Here is an 18,588-nt window from a genome sequence, read left to right on the forward strand (position 1 = left end):
TGCGTCGCCTTGCCGAGAAAAATATGCTCCAGACTAGCCGTTAACGAGCACGAATAGAATGCTTGTGCCGGGGTATCGCCCGCTTCCGCCTGCGCTCGGCCAATCGCGGCGGATATGCGATAGTGACGGCCACCAACCCCGCCTTCCAGTCACTGGGCCCGATCATGTCCGACAAACCGCGCAACTTCGCCACGCGTACCATCCACGCCGGCGAGCAATTCAGCGTTGCCGACAACGCCATCTTCCCGCCGATCTACACCGCCAGCTCGTACATCAAGCGCGGCCTCGACGATAACCCCGAGTACGCCTACAGCCGCGTTGCCAATCCGACCCGGCATGCCTACGAGAGCTGCGTTGCGGCGTTGGAAGAAGGGCTTGGTGCGGTCGCCTGTGCTTCCGGCGTCAGCGCCTCTTCGACAGTGCTTGAGTTGCTCGACAAGGACGCTCACGTGGTGGTGATGAATGGCGTCTACGGCGGCACCTTCCGCCTGCTCGAAGACTACCGCAGCCGCACCTCCGGGCTGACCACCACGTATGTCGACCTGAATGACCTGGACGCCCTGGCGGCGGCGATTCGCCCGGACACGCAGCTGATCTGGATCGAGTCGCCGACCAATCCGCTGCTGCACCTGGTCGATATCGAAGCAGTGTGCAGCCTGGCCCGTGCCCGCAATATCCTCACCTGCATCGACAACACCTTCTGCTCGCCGTGGAATCAGCAGCCGATCACCCTCGGCGTGGATCTGGTGATGCACTCGGCGAGCAAGTACATCGGTGGCCACTCCGACCTCACCGGCGGAGTGGTGGTGGCGGCGAGCGCCGAGTTGCTGGCGCGCCTGCGCAAGATCAGCATGGCCGTCGGTGCCGTGCAGGGCCCGTTCGATTGCTACCTGGCCCTGCGCGGGCTGAAGACCCTGGACGTGCGCATGGAGCGCCAAAGTGCCAATGCCCTGCGGGTGGCACAGTTCCTCGAGAGCCATCCGCTGGTCGGCAAGGTGTTCTATCCAGGTCTGCCCAGCCACCCGCAACATGAGCTGTGCAAGCGCCAGATGCGCACCGGCGGCGCGGTGGTGACCTTGCAGCTGAAGGGTGATCGCGAGGCGCTCAAGCGCTTTGTCGACGCGCTGTCGATCTTTGTCCTGGCCGATTCGCTGGGCGGCGTCGAAAGCATGATCAACCATTCCTGGAGCATGTCGCACAACTCGCTGAGCCCGGAGCAGAAAGGCGTGATGGGGATTACCGAGGGCCTGTTGCGGCTGTCGCTGGGGATCGAGGACTGCCGCGATCTGATCGATGATCTGCAAGGCGCGTTGCAAGCCAGCGCCGCAGTCTGAGGCTTTGTTGATCGCCATCGCAGGCTTGCCCCGCGATGGCGGTTTTGCAGTTATTGCAGCCGGGTCAGGACTTGGCTGGATGAATGATTCGTTCGATCTTGTCCTTGATCAGCAGCCGCTCCTTGCGCAATAGCGTGACGGTGTCATCGGTGGCGGCGGTGCGTTCAGCGACGTCCACCTCTTTGTCCTTGGCGTTGTAGTCCTTGTACAGCTTGAGCAGCTCGGGGTCCTTTGCGCTCAATGCGTGAAAGTCGTCAGCCTGGATGCTGAGGTCTGCGAACAGATCATGCGGTACGGGCATTTCTTCACCTCCGTCAGGGGTTGGCCACTGGTGCAGAACCTTGAGGATAGCCGCGTTTGCCAAAGACGTGGGTGGGGATGGTCCGGCAGAGGTTGGCTGAACGTCGGCTGAATGAAAGGTAAACAAGTGTGATTGTTGCTGGATGTTAGAGTTTGTTGGCGGGTTTTTCACAAAAAAACGATGGTCTGCTTCCCACAATCCGCTTCGAATTGCCACGCGCTGAATCGCGCCTGGGCCAACATCAAACTCGATGGCGAAGACCATGCTGAAACTCGACAATCTGCGGACCGAATGGGTCACGTTACTGGCCAGCCTGTACCTGTTGATTGGCTTCAACAGCCTGCTCTGGAGTCACCTCCAGGCGGTGGTGCCGCCAGGGTTGACGGGGCTTTGGCTGATGCTGGCGTTTGCCCTGCTGATGCTGTTTGCGTTCAACCTGGTGTTGACCTTGATTGCCTTCAAGTATGTGTTTAAGCCGGTCTTGATGGTGCTGTTTGTCAGCGGTGCGGCAGTGGCTTACTTCATGAATCAGTACGGTGTGCTGATTGATGCAGGCATGTTCCGCAACGTTGCCGAGACCAACATCAGTGAAGTGCGTGATCTGCTCTCGTTGAAGTTCATCGGCTATATCGTGCTGCTGGGTTTGCTGCCTGCCGCACTTGTGTGGAAGGCGCCGATCGCCTATCGCCCTTGGCACCGCGAGGTGTTCGGCAAGCTGCTGGTCGGTGGTGCCTGTGCGGTGGCGTTGGGCGCGGTGGCCCTGGCCAACTATCAGGGCCTGTCTTCGCTGTTGCGCAACCACCACGAAATCCGTCTGATGCTCACCCCAAGCAACATTGTTGGCGCCTCGTTTGGCTATGCCAGCGAGCGGTTGGGCAGTGCGGCCGCGCCGTTTCAGCGCTACGGCGAAGACGCCCGCCGCGATGCCGCTGCCTGGCAGCAGCACAAGCGCAAGTCGTTGACGGTGTTGGTAGTGGGTGAAAGCGCCCGCGCGGAAAACTTTGGCGTGCTCGGTTATGGCCGCGATACAACCCCGCGCCTGAGCAAGGAAGACGGCCTGCTGGGCTTCACCGATGTGCATTCGTGCGGCACCGAAACCGCTGTCTCGGTGCCGTGCATGTTCTCCGGCATGCCGCGCAAGAACTACGATGCCAGCGTCGCCCGCAACCGGGAGGGGCTGCTGGACATGCTCCAGCGCGCCGGCCTGGCGGTGCAGTGGCGCGACAATCAATCAGGCTGCAAGGGCACCTGCGACCGCGTGCAGTTCGTCGACGTCAGCAACCTCAAGGACCCCGCCCTGTGTGCCGGCGGCGAGTGCCACGACGAAATCCTCCTGCAAGGCCTGGCCGAGCTGCTCGACAGCCTCGACCAGGACACCGTGCTGGTCCTGCACCAGATGGGTAGCCACGGCCCTGATTACTACAAGCGTTATCCGCAAGCGTTCGAGCGATTCACCCCGGTGTGCCACAGCAACGCCCTGAACCAGTGCGATCAGCAGGCAATCATCAATAGCTACGACAACACCCTGGGTTACACCGACCACGTGCTGGCCTCGCTGATCGACCTGTTGCGCAGCCGTCAGGACAAAGTCGACACCGCCATGCTGTACCTGTCCGACCACGGCGAATCGCTGGGTGAGTACAACCTCTATCTGCATGGCACGCCGTACATGCTGGCGCCCGAGCAGCAACGCCATGTGCCGATGCTGGCGTGGTTCTCCGACAGTTACCGGCAGGACTTTGGCCTCGACAACGACTGCCTGGCGCGCCTGCGGGATGCCCCGCTGAGCCAGGACAACCTGTTCCACTCGATGCTCGGCCTGCTGCAGGTGCACAGCGCGGTCTACCAGCAATCACTGGACCTGTTTGCCGGTTGCCGGCCGTGGCTGGCGGCTGGCCGCTGACAGAAGCGCCGGGCGATGGTCGCCATGTTTCGCGTGCGCGGCCCACGGCGTATATACTGCGCGCCACTGTTTGTGGGAGAGCCTCGTGGCCAACGAAATACACTGGATCTGTGACGACCAGAGCCTGGCCGAGCACTGCCGGACCTGGCGCGAATTGCCCTTCGTAGCGCTCGATACCGAATTCATGCGGGTAGACACCTTCTACCCCAAGGCCGGGCTGCTGCAGGTTGGCGACGGTCAAAAAGCCTTTCTTATCGACCCGTTGCGGGTTCGTGACTGGCAGCCTTTGGCTGACCTGCTCGAAGACCCGCAAGTGGTCAAAGTGGTGCATGCCTGCAGTGAGGACCTTGAAGTTCTCCTGCGCCTGACGGGCAAACTGCCACAGCCGTTGTTCGACACCCAGTTGGCCGCAGGTTACCTCAACATCGGTTTCTCGATGGGGTACTCGCGCCTGGTGCAGGACGTGCTCGGGCTCGATCTGCCCAAGGGCGAAACCCGCTCTGACTGGCTGCAGCGCCCTCTGTCGGAAACCCAGGTCAGCTACGCCGCCGAAGACGCCGTACACCTCGCCGAGCTGTTCACCGCGCTGCGCCCGCGGCTGTCCGATGACAAGTACGCCTGGGTGTTGGAAGACGGTGCCGAGCTGGTTGCGCAGATGCGCCGTGAAGTTGAGCCGCAGCTGCTCTACCGTGAGGTCAAGCTGGCCTGGAAGCTGTCGCGTCAGCAGCTGGCAGTCCTGCGTGAGCTGTCGGCCTGGCGCGAGCTTGAAGCACGCCGCCGCGACCTGCCGCGCAACCGCGTACTGCGGGAGCATTCGCTGTGGCCGATCGCCAAGACCCAGCCAGACAGCCTCTCGGCCTTGGCCAAGATCGATGACATGCACCCGCGCACCCTGCGTCAGGACGGCGAGTTCCTCCTGCAATTGATCAAGCAGGCCGGCAGTGTGCCGGCTGAGCAGTATCCGCCAGCGCTGCCTGAGCCATTGCCGATCGAAGCCTCGGCCATCCTCAAGCGCCTGCGCGCCATCGGCCAGGCCGAAGGTGAGCGGCTGGGCATCGCCCCGGAGCTGATGCTGCGCAAGAAAACCCTCGAGGCGCTGCTCAAGAGCGGCTACCCCAATGGGCCCTATCAACTGCCCGATTCGCTGCGCGGCTGGCGTCGCGAGCGGATGGGCCAGGCGCTGCTGGATGATCTGGCCGCGCTCGGAGAATCTTCATGAAACGCATCTGCTCGATCTACAAGAGCCCGCGCAAAAGCGAAATGTACCTGTACGTGCTTAAGGCCGATGGCCTGGAGCGAGTCCCAGCCGGTTTGCTGCCGGCCTTCGGTACGCCGATTCATGCCTTCGATCTGGTGCTGTCGCCGGAGCGCAAGCTGGCCCGGGAAGACATCGAACAGGTGCTGAACAACCTCGAGACCCAGGGCTATCACCTGCAGATGCCGCCGCTCGAAGACGAGTACATCGAGCACTTGCCTGAAGAGCTGCTGCGCCGCAACGACCCAGTCTGATCGGCCCGCGCTGCCCATCGTTCGCCCAAGCGGCCCGCTACCCGGGCCGTTTTCCGTTATCTGCCAAGGTTGTCTTTTGAGATGCGCGTTCTGATCGCTGAACAGGATCATGCCAACTATGCCGGCCTGCTGGCCGCTGCCGCCCCCGACCTTGAAGTGCTGACCAGCGGTAACTCCGCCGAGTTGGCGCTTTTGGCGCCGCAATGCCAGGTGTGGCTGGGTCAGCCAGACCTTTTGGCGACCCTGCTGCGCCAAGGCAATAAGCCAGAATGGGCGCAGTCGACCTGGGCGGGGATTACCCCGCTGCTGGCCGACGGCCTGACGCGTGATTATCGCCTGACCCGCGCTGTCGGCATTTTTGGCCAGGTCATGGCCGAATACATGCTGACCTACATGCTTGGCCACGAGCGCGAGGTGTTGTCGCGCCTGGTCAGCCAGGTCGAGCGGCGCTGGGATGAGCGCCCTGGGCACAGCCTGCAAGGGCGCCAGGTGCTGATCGTTGGCACTGGCGATATCGGCCAGCGTGTGGCGGAGTTTCTCGTGCCATTCGGCGTGACCCTGTACGGCGTTGCCAGCAGCGCGCGTCAGCAGGCGCCGTTTGTTGAAGTGGTTGGGCTCGATCAACTGCCACAGCGAGTCGAGCAGGCTGATTACGTAATCAACCTGTTGCCTGATACCCCGGCCACCCATGACCTGTACAACGCCGCGCTGTTCAAACGCTTCAAGCCCAGTGCGCTGTTGATCAACGCTGGTCGCGGTGTTTCGGTGGTGGATGCCGACCTGGTCGCAGCGTTGAAGGAAGGCCATCTGGCCGGCGCCGTGATCGACGTATGCCGGCAGGAGCCGCTGCCGCAACAACATCCGTTCTGGACGGCGTGGGGTTTACTGCTGACCGGGCACAGCTCCGCGCCGACCTCGCCTACGGCGATGGTGCGTTTGTTTGTCGAGAATCTGCGGGACTATTTAGCGGGGCAGGCACTGCGCGGCGAGGTGGATTTCCAGCGCGGTTATTGATGTGTAGCGCGGGGCGTCTGTAGCAAGCGTCGCCACGCGCTGCGGTAGATCAGAGGCTGAAATCGCCTTCTGCGGCCAGCTCGGCCAGTGGCTTGCGCGGGCTAGGTACTTCACGGGCCTGCAGGCCCTCGGCGAGAGTGGCCTTGTCGCCCAGCTTGCCGATCGCGACCATCGCCTGCAGCTCATAGCCTTCGGGGATCTTCAGTTGTTCGCGGGCCATCGCCTGGTCAAAGCCGGCCATGCCGTGGGTGTGCCAACCGCTGAGGCTCGCTTGCAGCGCCAGGTGGCCCCAGGCCGAACCGGTATCAAATGCGTGCCACAATGCTGGCGACTCTTCGCTGGCACCGGGTGCGATAAAGCTGGTCTTGGAAATCACCAGCACCAGCGCCGAGGCGTACTGGGCCCAGCTGCGGTTGAACGGTACCAGCAGCTCCAGGTAGCGCTGCCAGTTTGGCGTGTCGCGACGGGCATAAAGGAACCGCCACGGCTGCGAGTTGTAGGCCGATGGCGCCCAGCGCGCCGCTTCGAAGAAGCTCAGCAGGGTTTCTTCGCTGATCGGCTCGGGGCTGAATGCGCGGGGCGACCAGCGATTGATGAACTGCTCGTTGATGGCGTAATCGGCAACGCGTGGGTTGGCGCTCATGACAGCTCCTGCAAGACACAAGGGGAAGCCGGCACGCTACTGCGTCTGGACACCCCTGACAAGCGGTCTGGCTTTGCCCAAGGCCAGGCTCTAGACTGGCGCCGCCGCCTGCTGCGGCCCAAGAACAACTGCGAGAAACCGTGTGATGATGGCCCAGACTGCGCCCTTCTGGCAGCGCAAGACGCTCGATCAACTCGACCCGCAAGAGTGGGAATCACTCTGCGACGGCTGCGGCATGTGCTGCCTGCAGAAACTCGAGGACGAGGACGACAACAGCGTCTACTACACCCGCATTGCCTGCAAACTGCTCGATCTAAACAGTTGCCAGTGCAGCGACTACCCTAATCGCTTCAAACACGTGCCTGACTGCATCCAGCTCACCCCGGGCAAGGCCGATCAGTTCAAATGGTTGCCGCCGACCTGTGGCTATCGGCTGGTCAGCGAAGGCAAGGACCTGCCCGCCTGGCATCATCTGGTCTGTGGCGACCGCAGCCAGGTGCATGAGCAACGTATTTCGCAGTCCGGGCGCATGCTCAGCGAGAACGATGTGGCTGAAGACGATTGGGAAGACCATTTGATTTTCCGCGCCGGCTGAGCCATGCGGTGACTGGCCTGTGCCGAACAAGGAGTTTGTCTATGCGTTGCACTTTGCTGCTTGTTCTGGCGCTGGCGGCTTGCTCGCCAGCCTGGGCCAAGAAGGTCGATCTGGATTACCAGGTGCGCCTGCTGCCCAACAGTGGCCAGGCCGAAGTACGCCTGACCCTGGCTGATGGCAGCGCGGTGCGTAGCCTGGATTTTGCCTTGGGCAAGGCCAATGACTACAGCGGTTTTCAGGCCGATGGCCAGTGGTCACAGCAGGGTGAGCGTGGCGTGTGGCGCCCGGCTGCGGGCAAGACCAGCCTCAGTTACCGCGTACGGCTCGACAGTGCTGCGTCGGGTGGTGCCTTCGAGAGCCGCATGACCGCGCATTGGGCGGTGTTCCGTGGCGATCAGTTGGTGCCGCCGGCACGTCTTGATCAACAGGATGGCACCGAGTTGGTAGCGCGCCTGGCAGTCGAGCTGCCGCCGGGCTGGAAGAGCGTGGAAACGGCCTGGCCGCGGATCGGCCAGCACAAGTTTCGTATCGATGATGTTTCGCGCCTGTTCGATCGGCCGACGGGCTGGATGCTCGCCGGTAACCTCGGCAGCCGCCGCGCGCGCCTGGGCGAAACCGACGTCACCGTGGCGGCGCCGCAAGGGCAGGGCATGCGCCGGATGGATACGCTGACGTTGCTGACGTTCGTCTGGCCTCAGTTGCAAGCGGTGTTCCCGCGCAATCCACCCAAGTTGTTGCTGGTTGGCGCACGCGATCAGATGTGGCGGGGCGTGCGTGGCGAGCACAACTCATTGTTCATCCACAGCAACCGCGCCTTGATCAGCGAGAACGGCAGCAGCCCACTGCTGCGTGAGCTGGTCCAGCTGTTTGCGCAGATCAAGGTGCGCGATGACAGCGACTGGATCAGTGAAAGCCTGACTGACTACTACGCCACCGAACTGCTGCGCCGGGCCGGCGGCATCAGTGATGATCGCTATGATGCCTGGCAGGCACGCCTGCACAAGCAGGGCGCCAAGGTCACTCGGCTGGTGGCCAGGCAGGCTAACGCTGGGCAGATCGCGCGAGGCGTGCAGGTGTTGCAGGCATTGGATCGGGAGATCCGCCTGCACACCCAGAATAAACGCTCACTGGACGACGTCACCCAGGCGTTGATGCGCATGCCGAGTGTGAATACTGCAGAGTTCATCCAGATCAGCGAGAGCGTGCTTGGGCGCAGTTCAGACGTGCTTCAGAGCAAATTGCTGCGCTAACCCTGCGTACAGACGCTTTGCGTAGGAGCGGCCTTGTGTCGCGAAAGGGTCGCATAGCGACCCCAGCGATCTTGCGGTGTGGCATACATCCTGGGGCCGCTGCGCGACCCTTTCGCGACACAAGGCCGCTCCTACACAGGCGTGTTACAGCTTCGGGGTATGGACGCCGTCGTCACCGGTTACGGTTACGCCGCGGGTAGCAGCGTCGGCACTGGCGCGAAGCACTTCCAGCTCGGCGGCGCCACGGTCAATGTCACCCTTCAGACGCTGGTATTCCTGACGATGACGCAGCCACCAGGCCTTGGTCGCACAACGGCCCTTGACCCCGCGTGCCAGCGCCAAGCCGCCAACGGCAACCTGCAGCAGGCCGATCACGCCGCCATGGCGCATACCTTTGCTGATCATCAGGGCGCCACCGGCCAAGGAACTGGCGCGTTCCCAGCCATGCACGTTCTTTTCCTCGGTATGGGCATTGGAATCTAGATCAAGCATGAGCAAAGCCTCCAGGTAGGTTGGTAAATAACTGACCCTGGCGGTTGTAGCGCCGTTCATTTCATATGCCCAGCGGCCTGCCTGTTACTTGAATTTAGGCCCCGAGCGGGTGTTCAGGCCCTTGGCCAGGCGGTCGTAAAGCACCACGTTGACGGTTGCCGCAAGGTTCATGCAGCCTTCGGTGGGGATATAGATGGTTTCTTCGCACCAGGCGCGCACGTTCTCGTCGAGGCTGCCGTCTTCCGGGCCGAAGATATAGATGGCGCGATCAGGGTGGGTGTATTCAGGCAGGGGGCGGGCGCCCTCGACCAACTCCACCGCCACCGGCGTGCAGCCCAGCGGGATGATGCGTTGCAGGTCGTCGATGCCGATCAGCGGAATGTCGTAATGCACCCGCTTGGTGTCGGTGACGAAATCACGCGCGCGCTCATACCGCTTGCCGGTGTAGAACACCGAACTGACGCCGTAACAACCCGCAGCGCGCATCACCGAACCGACGTTCTCTGCAGACTTGGGGTTGAACAGGCCGATGCAACTGTACCGTTTGTTCGCCACGTGCCGGGGCCCTTCGCAAAAAAAACGCGATTATACGGGGTTGCCCGGCCGCTGTGGGGTCAGTCTTTCTTGAGCAGACCGGCCAGCCCGGCGAACGGGTTGTGGGTAGCCTTGGCGATGCTCGGGGTGGCCGTCGAGCCTTCGCTGAAGTACTGCTGATCGGTGTAGCGCGAGTGCTCGTTGTCGTGGCAGTACAGGCACAGCAGCTCCCAGTTGGAGCCGTCCTGGGGGTTGTTGTCGTGGTTGTGGTCGCGGTGGTGCACGGTCAGTTCGCTCAGGCGCTTGCCGGCGAACTCACGGGCGCAGCGGCCGCAGACGTGCGGGTACATCTTCAGGGCCTTGTCGCGGTAGCCCATTTCCTTGTCGCGCTTGGCGTCGGCGATGATGCGGTCCAGGCGGGCGGTGGCGGAGAGGGTGGAACTCATGGTGTGACCTTTCTTGTAATCAGGCTGATGACGGTTATGGCGTTGAGTCTAGCGTGGTTACAGGCCAGGCGGACAGGCAAAAACCCGTAGATGGGCGTAGCCTGTAGATGAATTTTCGACAGGAGGTTGCCGATGCTCCACGCGATCCTCAGCGCACTGATCCTGCTGGCCGCGCCGCTGGCCGACGCTGCCGGGCAACAGCCACGCATTACTACGCCGGTGCCCGGTGCTCCGGGTACCGCCACGCCCACGCCCTATCCGCAGATCACCCCGAGCGTGCCACCCAGAGCCTACGACAATCAACCCGGTGGGCCGCTGTTGCCACCGATGCCGCTGCCTAGCCCGCGCCGGGACGAGCCGCTGCCCGGCTTGCAGCAGGGCGCGCCCAGGCCGCAGGGCAAAGACGACTAGACCTGCGCCAGGCGCTGGCCGTCCTGCATGCGCAGGCGTTTGGACAGCGCCACGGCCAGTGCGCGAATGATCCGCGCAGCGATGCGCGGCGCTTCGTTGAGCATCTTCTCCAGCGAATCCTTGCCTAGGGTCAGCAGCTGGCATTCGCTGGCGGCCACGCAACTGGCTGAGCGCCGCTCGCCGTCGAGCACCGCCATTTCGCCAAAGGCGCCACGGCGCAATACGGCGATTTCGACGGCCTGGCCACTGCTGTCGGTCTTGCGCACCGAAACCTGGCCGCGGTGCAGAATGCACATGAAGGTGCCGGCGTCGCCCTCGGCAAAGATAGTCTCGCCGGCGCTCATGTTGCTCAGGCTGAAATACCCGGCAGCGACAGCAAATTCGCTGGCCTGCAAGGTGTCGAACAGGCCGCAATCCATGAGCATGTCGCGGATTTCGGCGTTGAGGTGAGAATGGTCGGACATGGTCTGGTCTTCTGCGCTTGGCGTGGCCGCGTTGATCACGCGGCCACGCAAGATTGTTCACGGTTGTGCATAGGACAACAGAAAAGCCGGTTTACACCACGCCCAGCTCATTGAGAACGAACGCATATTCCAGCGCCACATCGCGCAGCCCCTGATAGCGGCCGCTCATGCCACCATGGCCTGCACCCATCTCGGTCTTGAGCAGCAGCAGGTTGTTATCGGTCTTGAGCGTGCGCAGGCGTGCTACCCACTTGGCTGCTTCCCAATACTGCACACGGCTGTCGTTGTAGCCGGCCACTACCAGCATAGCCGGGTAGGCCTGAGCCTTGACGTTTTCATAGGGCGCGTAAGCCTTGATCCTTGCATGCGCCTCGGGTTCTTCAGGGTTGCCCCACTCGTCGTACTCGGTCACGGTCAGCGGCAGTTCAGGGTCGAGCATGGTGTTGAGCACATCGACGAACGGCACCTCGGCAATCGCGCAGCGGAACAGCTGCGGGCGCAGGTTGAGCACCGCGCCGATCAGCAATCCACCGGCGCTGCCGCCGCTGATCGCCAGTTGTTCCGGGCGGCTGACACCGGTTGCGATCAGGTGCTCGGCGCAGGCGATGAAGTCGTCGAAGGTGTTCTGTTTGTGCTCTTGCTTGCCGGCGCGGTACCAGGCCTCACCCAGCTCGCCACCGCCGCGCACATGGGCAATGGCAAAGGCCACGCCGCGCTCGAGCAGGCTTAGCCGCGCATGGGAGAACCACGGGTCGAGGCTCTCGCCATAAGCGCCATAGCCATAGAGGTAGAGCGGCACCATCTTGCCGACGTCGTCGCGGCGGCGTACCAGGCTGATCGGCACTTGGGTGCCGTCGTTGGCGGTGGCCCACAGGCGTTCGCTGACGTAGGCGTCGGCGTCAAAGGCACCGAGCACCGGGGTCTGCTTGAGCACTGTCTGCGCACCGCTGGCCAGCTCCAACTGGCGCACCTGCGCCGGGCGATTGAGCGCCTCGTAGCGCAGGCGGATACGCGTGCTGGCAAATTCCAGGCTGTCTTGCACATACAGGCTGTAGGCCGCATCCGGCAGCTCGACACGATAGGGCGCCAGGCCTTGCGGGCGTACTTCAATGATGGGCAGGCCGCCTTCACGCAGGCTCAGCGCCAAGGCCCTGGCATTCAGGCTGAGGCCTTCGAGCATTATGTTGTCGCGGTGGGCTACCAGCACCTGCCACTGTGCACGGCTGGGCACTGCCGCAGAGGGCGCCTGATACAGGGCGAAGTTGATGCCGTCCTGGTTGCTGCGGATAAACCAGCGCCAGTCGCCATCGAGCTGGCCGTGATCGGGGAAGTATTCATGACCTTCTTCGCGTGCAGCCAGGCAGGTGAACTCGGCCAACGGCGTCTCCGCATCCAGCACCCAGGCTTCGCTGGTGGTCTTGCTGTTGAGCAGCAGGATCAGCTGGCGCTCGGAGCTGGCTCGGTAGCAGTGCAGAAAGAAACGCCCGTCGTCTTCTTCGAACACCGTATGCGCATCAGCCTCGCCCAGGCTGAACCGGCGCAGGCGGCAGGGGCGATGGGTGTCGTCGAGTTCGGCGAAGAACAGCGTGCGGCTGTCGTTGGCCCAGGTCATGCTGCCGTCGCAGTCCTCGAAGGGCAGGGTGGTGATGGCGCCAGTGGCCAGGTCCTTGACATACAGCGTGTAGGTTTCTTCGCCATTGGTGTCGAGACTGTAGGCCAGCAGCTGGTGGTCGGGGCTTACATTGAACGCGCCGAGCGACAGGAAGCCGCCGGCCGCCAGCTCGTTCGGGTCAAGCAAAAGCTGTTCGGCGCTGGCGTCGACGGTGTTGGAATCATCTGCCGGGCGTGGGCAGCGGTAGTGGCGCGGGTACTCATCACCAGCAGTGGTGCGGGTGTAGTACAGCCATGGCCCCCACGGCGAGGGCAGCGACAGGTCGGTTTCCAGAATGCGCCCTTTGATTTCCTCGAACAGCTGCTCGCGCAACGGCGCCTGATCGGCCAGGCAGGCCTCCTGATAAGCGTTTTCGGCCTGCAGGTAGGCGAGCACTTCGGCGCTGTCGCGCTGCTGCAGCCAGGCGTAAGGGTCGTTACCGGGGGCTTGCTGGGCGATCGGGGCAGTAATAGCGGGCATGTATGGTCTCTGGCGAAAGCGAATAGGGCTGGGCGACAGTGGCACCGGTGATCACGGGCAGACAGGCGCCTGTGCCTAAAAGTGTTTATCATAGGCATCTCTTCGCCTGGCTTGCACGAACACCATGACCGAGAACGACTATACCCTTGCCTGGGGCCTGTATGCGGTGGCCGCCATCGGCTGCCTGCTGGTGACCTTCAAGCTGACTGGCTGGATGTGGCGCTGGCTGCGCGAACCGCTGCGGGTGCTGGTTGCGGTGCTGCTGCTGACGCCGACGATTGTCGACCCGGTCAAGGAAAGCTTCGCCCCGGCCATTGCCATCAGCGCGCTGGATATCGCCTTCAAGGTTGGCAACAACGCCTGGCGCGCGGCGTCCGATCTGGCCATGTACGGCATGATCGCCTTTGCTTTGTATCTGTTGTTCGTGCTGTTGCGCTGGCCGCTGGAAAAACGCGCCCGTGAGCGCCGCGAGCAAGCCGATGCAGCTGCCAAGCGGCAAGCCGCAGAAGACAGCGAAGTGCTGGTCGAGGCGCCGGTTACCGCCGATCGCCACGACCGTTACCGCAATGATCCGCCGGCACCGGCCGCGCCTGGCCGTGGCCGGGTCGAGCCACGTCTCTGAGGGGAGCTGCAAGGCATGTGCGAACTGCTCGGCATGAGCGCCAACGTCCCCACTGATATCGTTTTCAGTTTTTCCGGGCTGATGCAGCGCGGCGGCCGCACCGGGCCGCACCGCGATGGCTGGGGCATCGGCTTTTACGAAGGGCGCGGCCTGCGCGTGTTTCAGGACCCGGCAGCGAGCAGCGAGTCGGAAGTCGCCAAGCTGGTGCAGCGCTACCCGATCAAGAGCGAAGTGGTGATCGGCCACATCCGCCAGGCCAACGTCGGCAAGGTCTGCCTGAGCAACACCCACCCGTTCGTGCGTGAGTTGTGGGGGCATAATTGGTGCTTCGCCCACAACGGCCAGCTGCCGCAGTTCAGCGGTCAGCGCACCTTCTACCGGCCGGTCGGTGATACCGACAGCGAAGCGGCCTTCTGCGACCTGCTCAACCGCGTGCGCGATGCCTTCCCCGAGCCGGTCGAGGTCGAGCAACTGCTGCCGGTGCTGGTCGAGGCCTGCGCCGAGCACCGCAGCAAGGGCGTGTTCAACTGCCTGCTGAGCAACGGCGACTGGCTGTTCTGCTTCTGCTCGACCAAGCTGGTGCACATTACCCGCCGCGCGCCGTTTGGCCCGGCCCGGCTCAAGGACGTCGACATGATCGTCGACTTCCAGGCCGAAACCACGCCCAATGATGTGGTCACGGTGATCGCCACCGAGGCCTTGACCGAGAACGAAACCTGGAACCGCTACGAGCCCGGACAATGGGCCTTGTGGCGGCATGGCGAATGTATCGCCCACGGGCAAAGCTAAGGACGCGGCATGTTCAGAAGTTATCTGCGGTTGCTGTTGTTCACCTGCGGCCTGCTGGCGGGCATTCAGGTCCCCGGCCTGGTCAAGGATTACGGCCAGCGCGTCGAGGCCCGTGTGCTCGAGTCGCGCGAGGCCTTGTCCGGCTTCCAGGAAACTGCCCAGCGTTTCTTCAAAGGCGACCTGCAAGCGCTGCTGCAGCATTACCGCACCAGCGAGGATCCGGTATTCATCAGCGATGCCAACAGCATCGAGAGCCTGCTGGTCCGCAACCAGTTGCTGGAAAACGAGTGGCAGGCCATGCAGGGCTCGTGGCTGAGCCAGAGCTGGCACGTGCTGGCGCAGGCTGACCCGCAATTGCGCGAAGAGACCTTGAACAGCTACAGCTACCAGATTCTGCTGGTGCCCGAAGCCATCGGCTGGGGTCTGAGCGCAGGCTTTGTGCTGGCGTTCGTGGTCGAAAGCGTGCTGGTGCTGCTGGGCTGGGTCATCCTTGGCGGGCGGCGCAAGGTGGTCAAGGAAAGCTGGCGCTAAGCCGGCTGACCGCCTCGGCGCCGCCGTACTCTGTTCTAGTCGATTCAGGAGTCCGCCAGATGCAAACCCTGCTTCTCAACTGCGACATGGGTGAAAGTTACGGTAGCTGGCGCATGGGCCTGGATGCCGAGGTCATGCCCTACATCGACTGCGCCAATATCGCCTGTGGTTACCACGCGGGCGACCCGAGCATCATGCGCCGCACCGTGGGCCTGGCCCTGCAGCATGGTGTGACCATTGGCGCGCATCCGGCCTATCCGGATCTGGTCGGCTTTGGTCGCCGCTCGATGGCCTGCAGCAATGAAGAAATCCGCGATCTGCTGCACTACCAGATCGGTGCACTGGACGGCATCTGCAAGGTCCAGGGCGGGCGCGTGGCCTACGTCAAACCGCACGGCGCGTTGTACAACGACATGATGGCCGACCCAGTGAAATTGCGCGCCGTGCTCGAAGCCGTAGCCGCCTACGACAGCAGCCTGCCGCTGATGCTGATGGCAACTGCCGATGATTATGCGGCGCAGCAGATGGGTGATGAGCTGGGTGTGACGCTGTGGTTCGAGGCGTTTGCCGACCGTGGCTACACGGCCAGCGGCCACCTGCTGTCGCGGCGCCTGCCAGGGGCGGTGCACCACGAGCCGGCGTTGATCATCGAGCAGGCGCTGCGCCTGGCCCGTGGCAAGACGTTGCTGGCAGACGACGGCAGCGCGCTGCGACTGAACGCCAGCACCTTGTGCGTGCACGGCGACAACGACAGCTCGCTGGCGGCGGTGCGGCAGATTCGCCAGGCCCTCGATGCGCTGGTGCAGCCATGAACCTGCGCATCGAGGCGGTAGCCATCGACAGCCTGATGGTGCGCCTGTTCGACCGCATAGATGAAGCCAACATGCCATGGATCCTCGCTGCCAGCCAGCACCTGAGCAGTGCCTTCGGCGCCGATCTGGTTGACCTGGTGCCGTCCTATACCACCGTGATGGTGCAGTTTCGGCAGTCACCGACTGCGGCGCGAGGGCTGATTATCGAAGCGCTGCAAAACCTGCAGCCGGATGCAGGCGCGGCGGGGCGCAGGCACGAAATTGCCGTGTGGTATGACCCCAGTGTCGGCCCCGAATTGCCATTGCTGGCAGCGCGCAGTGGGCTGTCCAAGGCCGAGGTGGTGCGCCTGCACAGTGAACGCGAATACCCGGTATTTGCCCTCGGCTTTGCCCCAGGGTTCGGCTTTATGGGGCTGGTCGATGAACGCCTGGCCACGCCACGGCTGAGCACCCCGCGCAAGCGCGTGGCCGCTGGCAGCGTCGGCATTGCCGAGCGCCAAACAGCGGCCTACCCAGCAGTGTCGCCGGGCGGCTGGAACCTGATAGGGCGCACGCCAGTACGTCTGTTTGACCGCGAGCGCGAGGGCTACAGCTTGTTGCAGCCGGGTGACCGTGTGTGTTTCGTCGCGGTGGACCACGCCGAATTCATCAGCCTGGGTGGCGACGACAGCCCGCTGGAGGGCCAGGCATGAGTCTGTTGATCGAGGCCAGCACGCCGCTGTGTCAGCTGCAGGATGGCGGGCGCTTTGGCGTGCGCCATCTCGGCGTGACCCAGGGCGGGGCACTGGATTGGGTAGCGCTACACTGGGCCAACTGGCTGCTGGATAACGCCTTGCAGGCGCCGGTGGTGGAAATTCCCTTGGGTGGTTTCAGCGTGCTCGCCCAGCGCGACTGCTGCCTGGCCTTGGCGGGCGCTGACCTGGATGCACGAATCGATGGCCAGCCGCTCAAGCCCTGGCGCAGTCTTCATCTGCGTGCGGGGCAGCGCCTGAGCTTTACCCAGCCTCTGGCGGGTGCTCGCACTTATCTCGCTGCGCTCGGTGGTTTTCAGGCCGAGGCGGTGCTGGGCAGTTGCGCCACGGTTGTCCGCGAACAGCTGGGCGGGCTTGATGGCCAAGGTTCGGCGCTGATCAAGGGGCAGTTGCTGGTATGCGCCGAGGGCCTGCCGGCCGAGCGCGAGGTGCCAGCACAATCAAGGCCGGTGTATGCCGCCAAGCCTGCGCTGGATCTGGTCATGGGCGCACAACTGGGGCAGTTCAGCGGCACCAGCCTGTTCGAGGCGTTCAACCGGGACTGGACCCTGGACAGCCGCGCTGACCGCATGGGCATGCGCCTGCTCGGGCCGCAACTGGTGTACCAAGGCGAGCCGATGATCTCGGAGGGTATCCCACTGGGCGCCGTGCAGGTGCCACCGGATGGCCAGCCAATCGTGTTGTTGAACGACCGGCAGACCATTGGTGGCTACCCGCGGCTAGGTGCATTGACGCCCTTGGCGCTGGCCCAGTTGGCCCAGTGCCTGCCGGGGGGGCAGGTGCGCTTCAGGGCGGTGCTGCAGGAGTTCGCCTGGCAGGAGCAGCAGGCTTACCTGCAACGCTGGAGCTGATCTGAACGGCCGGGGTTACTTGGCCAGGTACTTCATGGCGTCTTCCAAACCTTGCAAGGTCAGCGGGTACATCTTGTCTTCGATCAGCTCGCGGATCAGGTGGGTCGACGTGGTGTGCTCCCAGGCCTGTTTGGGATACGGATTGATCCACACCACCTTCTTGAATTTTTCCTTGATCCGCCGCACCCAGACATACCCGGCTTCCTCGTTCCAGTGCTCGACACTGCCGCCGGGCTGGGTAATTTCATACGGCGCCATGGCCGCGTCGCCGACGAACACCACCTTGTAGTCATCGCCGTACTTGTGCAGCAGGTCGACGGTGGCGAAGCGCTCGGCGTTGCGCCGCAGGTTGTTCTTCCACACCGACTCATACACGCAGTTATGGAAGTAGTAATACTCCAGGTGCTTGAACTCGGTCTTGCACGCTGAAAACAACTCCTCGCAAATGCGTACGTGGGCATCCATCGAGCCGCCGATGTCGAACAGCAACAGCAGCTTTACGGTATTGCGCCGCTCCGGGCGCATCTGGATATTGAGCAGGCCGGCATCGCGGGCGGTGTGGTCGATGGTGCCGTCGATGTCGAGCTCTTCGGCCGCGCCCTGGCGAGCGAACTTGCGCAGGCGGCGCAGGGCCAGCTTGATGTTGCGCGTGCCCAACTCGACCTGATCATCGAGGTTCCTGTACTCGCGCTGCTCCCAGACCTTGACCGCCTTGCCGCGGCGCTCGCCGGCGTCGCCAACGCGAATGCCTTCAGGGTTGTAGCCGCCTGAGCCGAACGGGCTGGTGCCGCCGGTGCCGATCCACTTGTTGCCACCGGCATGGCGTTTTTTCTGTTCTTCGAGGCGTTTCTTGAACTCTTCGATGAGCTTGTCCAAACCGCCCAGCGACTGGATCTGCGCGCGTTCCTCATCGGTCAGCGAACGCTCGAACTCCTTGCGCAGCCAGTCTTCAGGGATCAGCGCCTCAAGGTGCCGGTCGAGGTTTTCCAGACCTTGGAAGTACGCTGAAAAAGCCCGGTCGAACTTGTCGAAGTGGCGTTCATCCTTGACCAGAATGGTCCGCGCCAGAAAGTAGAACTCGTCCATGTCGGCGAACACCACCCGCTGCTGCAGGGCATTGAGCAGGTCGAGCAGTTCACGCACCGACACCGGCACCTTGGCCGCGCGCATTTCGTTGAACAGGTTGAGCAGCATGACTGGCTCC

Annotated in this window: 22 protein-coding genes; 14 read left to right on the forward strand and 8 right to left on the reverse strand. The window is 63.2% G+C overall.

What is annotated here, in order from left to right:
* Positions 1 to 152 precede the first annotated feature (152 nt).
* Complete coding sequence (locus HU736_RS20290) at positions 153 to 1,334, forward strand: trans-sulfuration enzyme family protein (protein WP_186697893.1); 1,182 nt, start codon at positions 153 to 155, stop codon at positions 1,332 to 1,334.
* A 64-nt stretch (positions 1,335 to 1,398) separates the two neighbouring features.
* On the opposite strand, the gene HU736_RS20295 is transcribed toward HU736_RS20290, so the two are convergent.
* Positions 1,399 to 1,635, reverse strand: a complete 237-nt coding sequence (locus HU736_RS20295) for an HP1242/YdcH family protein (protein WP_186697784.1) — start codon at positions 1,633 to 1,635, stop codon at positions 1,399 to 1,401.
* 262 nt (positions 1,636 to 1,897) lie between these two features.
* On the opposite strand from HU736_RS20295, the gene HU736_RS20300 reads away from it, so the two are divergent.
* From HU736_RS20300 to HU736_RS20315, 4 genes are all read left to right on the forward strand, one after another.
* Entirely contained in the window at positions 1,898 to 3,538 is a 1,641-nt protein-coding gene (locus HU736_RS20300; protein WP_186697786.1) for a phosphoethanolamine transferase, read from the forward strand.
* 85 nt (positions 3,539 to 3,623) lie between these two features.
* Positions 3,624 to 4,757, forward strand: a complete 1,134-nt coding sequence (gene rnd, locus HU736_RS20305; protein WP_150571481.1) for a ribonuclease D — start codon at positions 3,624 to 3,626, stop codon at positions 4,755 to 4,757.
* Positions 4,754 to 5,047 carry a YcgL domain-containing protein gene (locus HU736_RS20310; RefSeq protein ID WP_103436472.1) on the forward strand — a complete coding sequence of 98 codons (294 nt, stop codon included), beginning with the start codon at positions 4,754 to 4,756 and terminating at the stop codon, positions 5,045 to 5,047. Before rnd ends, HU736_RS20310 begins: the two co-directional genes overlap by 4 nt.
* An 81-nt stretch (positions 5,048 to 5,128) precedes the next feature.
* The gene (locus HU736_RS20315; protein ID WP_186697789.1) at positions 5,129 to 6,061 is read left to right on the forward strand and encodes a D-2-hydroxyacid dehydrogenase; all 933 of its coding nucleotides are present in this window, start codon (positions 5,129 to 5,131) and stop codon (positions 6,059 to 6,061) included.
* Between the two features lie 49 nt (positions 6,062 to 6,110).
* On the opposite strand, the gene HU736_RS20320 is transcribed toward HU736_RS20315, so the two are convergent.
* Complete coding sequence (locus HU736_RS20320; protein ID WP_186697791.1) at positions 6,111 to 6,704, reverse strand: nitroreductase family protein; 594 nt, start codon at positions 6,702 to 6,704, stop codon at positions 6,111 to 6,113.
* Positions 6,705 to 6,849: 145 nt separating this feature from the next.
* Here HU736_RS20320 and HU736_RS20325 point away from each other — a divergent pair, with 145 nt between their 5' ends.
* Positions 6,850 to 7,299: a YcgN family cysteine cluster protein gene (locus HU736_RS20325; protein WP_103436475.1), complete on the forward strand. Its 450-nt coding sequence runs from the start codon at positions 6,850 to 6,852 to the stop codon at positions 7,297 to 7,299.
* Between the two features lie 41 nt (positions 7,300 to 7,340).
* Positions 7,341 to 8,549: a M61 metallopeptidase family protein gene (locus HU736_RS20330; protein ID WP_186697793.1), complete on the forward strand. Its 1,209-nt coding sequence runs from the start codon at positions 7,341 to 7,343 to the stop codon at positions 8,547 to 8,549.
* Between the two features lie 144 nt (positions 8,550 to 8,693).
* On the opposite strand, the gene HU736_RS20335 is transcribed toward HU736_RS20330, so the two are convergent.
* The 3 genes from HU736_RS20335 to HU736_RS20345 all read right to left on the reverse strand — a co-directional run bounded on the left by HU736_RS20335 (position 8,694) and on the right by HU736_RS20345 (position 10,021).
* Positions 8,694 to 9,041 carry a DUF2892 domain-containing protein gene (locus HU736_RS20335; protein WP_103436477.1) on the reverse strand — a complete coding sequence of 116 codons (348 nt, stop codon included), beginning with the start codon at positions 9,039 to 9,041 and terminating at the stop codon, positions 8,694 to 8,696.
* Positions 9,042 to 9,125: 84 nt separating this feature from the next.
* The gene (locus HU736_RS20340; RefSeq protein WP_103436478.1) at positions 9,126 to 9,596 is read right to left on the reverse strand and encodes an RNA methyltransferase; all 471 of its coding nucleotides are present in this window, start codon (positions 9,594 to 9,596) and stop codon (positions 9,126 to 9,128) included.
* Between the two features lie 59 nt (positions 9,597 to 9,655).
* Positions 9,656 to 10,021 (reverse strand): YajD family HNH nuclease, encoded by a 366-nt coding sequence (locus HU736_RS20345; protein WP_101317496.1) that lies wholly within the window; start codon positions 10,019 to 10,021, stop codon positions 9,656 to 9,658.
* A 132-nt stretch (positions 10,022 to 10,153) separates the two neighbouring features.
* Here HU736_RS20345 and HU736_RS20350 point away from each other — a divergent pair, with 132 nt between their 5' ends.
* Entirely contained in the window at positions 10,154 to 10,432 is a 279-nt protein-coding gene (locus HU736_RS20350; protein WP_103436479.1) for a hypothetical protein, read from the forward strand.
* Here HU736_RS20350 and HU736_RS20355 read toward each other — a convergent pair.
* Positions 10,429 to 10,896 carry a cyclic nucleotide-binding domain-containing protein gene (locus HU736_RS20355; protein WP_103438717.1) on the reverse strand — a complete coding sequence of 156 codons (468 nt, stop codon included), beginning with the start codon at positions 10,894 to 10,896 and terminating at the stop codon, positions 10,429 to 10,431. The two genes, HU736_RS20350 and HU736_RS20355, sit on opposite strands and share 4 nt — an antisense overlap.
* Before the next feature lie 91 nt (positions 10,897 to 10,987).
* A complete protein-coding gene (locus HU736_RS20360; RefSeq protein WP_186697795.1) occupies positions 10,988 to 13,027 on the reverse strand; it encodes a S9 family peptidase in 2,040 nt (679 codons plus the stop codon).
* A gap of 124 nt (positions 13,028 to 13,151) precedes the next feature.
* On the opposite strand from HU736_RS20360, the gene HU736_RS20365 reads away from it, so the two are divergent.
* Genes HU736_RS20365 through HU736_RS20390 form a run of 6 tightly spaced genes read left to right on the forward strand, consistent with a single transcriptional unit; the run spans position 13,152 to position 17,384 of the window.
* Positions 13,152 to 13,649: an MFS transporter gene (locus HU736_RS20365; RefSeq protein ID WP_186697797.1), complete on the forward strand. Its 498-nt coding sequence runs from the start codon at positions 13,152 to 13,154 to the stop codon at positions 13,647 to 13,649.
* Between the two features lie 15 nt (positions 13,650 to 13,664).
* Complete coding sequence (locus tag HU736_RS20370) at positions 13,665 to 14,438, forward strand: class II glutamine amidotransferase (RefSeq protein ID WP_101317504.1); 774 nt, start codon at positions 13,665 to 13,667, stop codon at positions 14,436 to 14,438.
* Between the two features lie 9 nt (positions 14,439 to 14,447).
* Positions 14,448 to 14,969, forward strand: a complete 522-nt coding sequence (locus HU736_RS20375; protein WP_101317506.1) for a DUF2937 family protein — start codon at positions 14,448 to 14,450, stop codon at positions 14,967 to 14,969.
* 59 nt (positions 14,970 to 15,028) lie between these two features.
* Entirely contained in the window at positions 15,029 to 15,781 is a 753-nt protein-coding gene (locus HU736_RS20380; RefSeq protein ID WP_186697799.1) for a 5-oxoprolinase subunit PxpA, read from the forward strand.
* Entirely contained in the window at positions 15,778 to 16,473 is a 696-nt protein-coding gene (pxpB, locus tag HU736_RS20385; RefSeq protein WP_186697801.1) for a 5-oxoprolinase subunit PxpB, read from the forward strand. Before HU736_RS20380 ends, pxpB begins: the two co-directional genes overlap by 4 nt.
* Entirely contained in the window at positions 16,470 to 17,384 is a 915-nt protein-coding gene (locus HU736_RS20390; protein ID WP_186697803.1) for a 5-oxoprolinase subunit C family protein, read from the forward strand. The genes pxpB and HU736_RS20390 overlap by 4 nt, the downstream gene beginning before the upstream one ends.
* Positions 17,385 to 17,399: 15 nt before the next feature.
* Here the strand turns inward: HU736_RS20390 and HU736_RS20395 are convergent, their stop codons facing one another.
* Positions 17,400 to 18,578, reverse strand: coding sequence for a vWA domain-containing protein (locus HU736_RS20395; protein ID WP_186697805.1), 1,179 nt, complete (start codon positions 18,576 to 18,578; stop codon positions 17,400 to 17,402).
* Positions 18,579 to 18,588 lie beyond the last annotated feature (10 nt).

Origin of the sequence: Pseudomonas shirazensis, from assembly GCF_014268785.2 — a bacterium.
In the GTDB taxonomy this organism is placed as follows: Bacteria; Pseudomonadota; Gammaproteobacteria; order Pseudomonadales; family Pseudomonadaceae; genus Aquipseudomonas; species Aquipseudomonas shirazensis.

What these genes read in the sequence shown, in the direction of transcription:
- HU736_RS20345 (WP_101317496.1), bottom strand. Translation starts at nt 10,021, where the DNA reads ATGAGTTCCACCCTCTCCGCCACCGCCCGCCTGGACCGCATCATCGCC.
- HU736_RS20365 (WP_186697797.1), top strand. Translation starts at nt 13,152, where the DNA reads ATGACCGAGAACGACTATACCCTTGCCTGGGGCCTGTATGCGGTGGCC.
- HU736_RS20295 (WP_186697784.1), bottom strand. Translation starts at nt 1,635, where the DNA reads ATGCCCGTACCGCATGATCTGTTCGCAGACCTCAGCATCCAGGCTGAC.
- pxpB (WP_186697801.1), top strand. Translation starts at nt 15,778, where the DNA reads ATGAACCTGCGCATCGAGGCGGTAGCCATCGACAGCCTGATGGTGCGC.
- HU736_RS20350 (WP_103436479.1), top strand. Translation starts at nt 10,154, where the DNA reads ATGCTCCACGCGATCCTCAGCGCACTGATCCTGCTGGCCGCGCCGCTG.
- HU736_RS20355 (WP_103438717.1), bottom strand. Translation starts at nt 10,896, where the DNA reads ATGTCCGACCATTCTCACCTCAACGCCGAAATCCGCGACATGCTCATG.
- HU736_RS20375 (WP_101317506.1), top strand. Translation starts at nt 14,448, where the DNA reads ATGTTCAGAAGTTATCTGCGGTTGCTGTTGTTCACCTGCGGCCTGCTG.
- HU736_RS20310 (WP_103436472.1), top strand. Translation starts at nt 4,754, where the DNA reads ATGAAACGCATCTGCTCGATCTACAAGAGCCCGCGCAAAAGCGAAATG.
- HU736_RS20380 (WP_186697799.1), top strand. Translation starts at nt 15,029, where the DNA reads ATGCAAACCCTGCTTCTCAACTGCGACATGGGTGAAAGTTACGGTAGC.
- HU736_RS20300 (WP_186697786.1), top strand. Translation starts at nt 1,898, where the DNA reads ATGCTGAAACTCGACAATCTGCGGACCGAATGGGTCACGTTACTGGCC.
- HU736_RS20390 (WP_186697803.1), top strand. Translation starts at nt 16,470, where the DNA reads ATGAGTCTGTTGATCGAGGCCAGCACGCCGCTGTGTCAGCTGCAGGAT.
- HU736_RS20335 (WP_103436477.1), bottom strand. Translation starts at nt 9,041, where the DNA reads ATGCTTGATCTAGATTCCAATGCCCATACCGAGGAAAAGAACGTGCAT.
- HU736_RS20325 (WP_103436475.1), top strand. Translation starts at nt 6,850, where the DNA reads ATGATGGCCCAGACTGCGCCCTTCTGGCAGCGCAAGACGCTCGATCAA.
- HU736_RS20360 (WP_186697795.1), bottom strand. Translation starts at nt 13,027, where the DNA reads ATGCCCGCTATTACTGCCCCGATCGCCCAGCAAGCCCCCGGTAACGAC.
- HU736_RS20320 (WP_186697791.1), bottom strand. Translation starts at nt 6,704, where the DNA reads ATGAGCGCCAACCCACGCGTTGCCGATTACGCCATCAACGAGCAGTTC.
- HU736_RS20395 (WP_186697805.1), bottom strand. Translation starts at nt 18,578, where the DNA reads ATGCTGCTCAACCTGTTCAACGAAATGCGCGCGGCCAAGGTGCCGGTG.
- HU736_RS20315 (WP_186697789.1), top strand. Translation starts at nt 5,129, where the DNA reads ATGCGCGTTCTGATCGCTGAACAGGATCATGCCAACTATGCCGGCCTG.
- HU736_RS20330 (WP_186697793.1), top strand. Translation starts at nt 7,341, where the DNA reads ATGCGTTGCACTTTGCTGCTTGTTCTGGCGCTGGCGGCTTGCTCGCCA.
- HU736_RS20370 (WP_101317504.1), top strand. Translation starts at nt 13,665, where the DNA reads ATGTGCGAACTGCTCGGCATGAGCGCCAACGTCCCCACTGATATCGTT.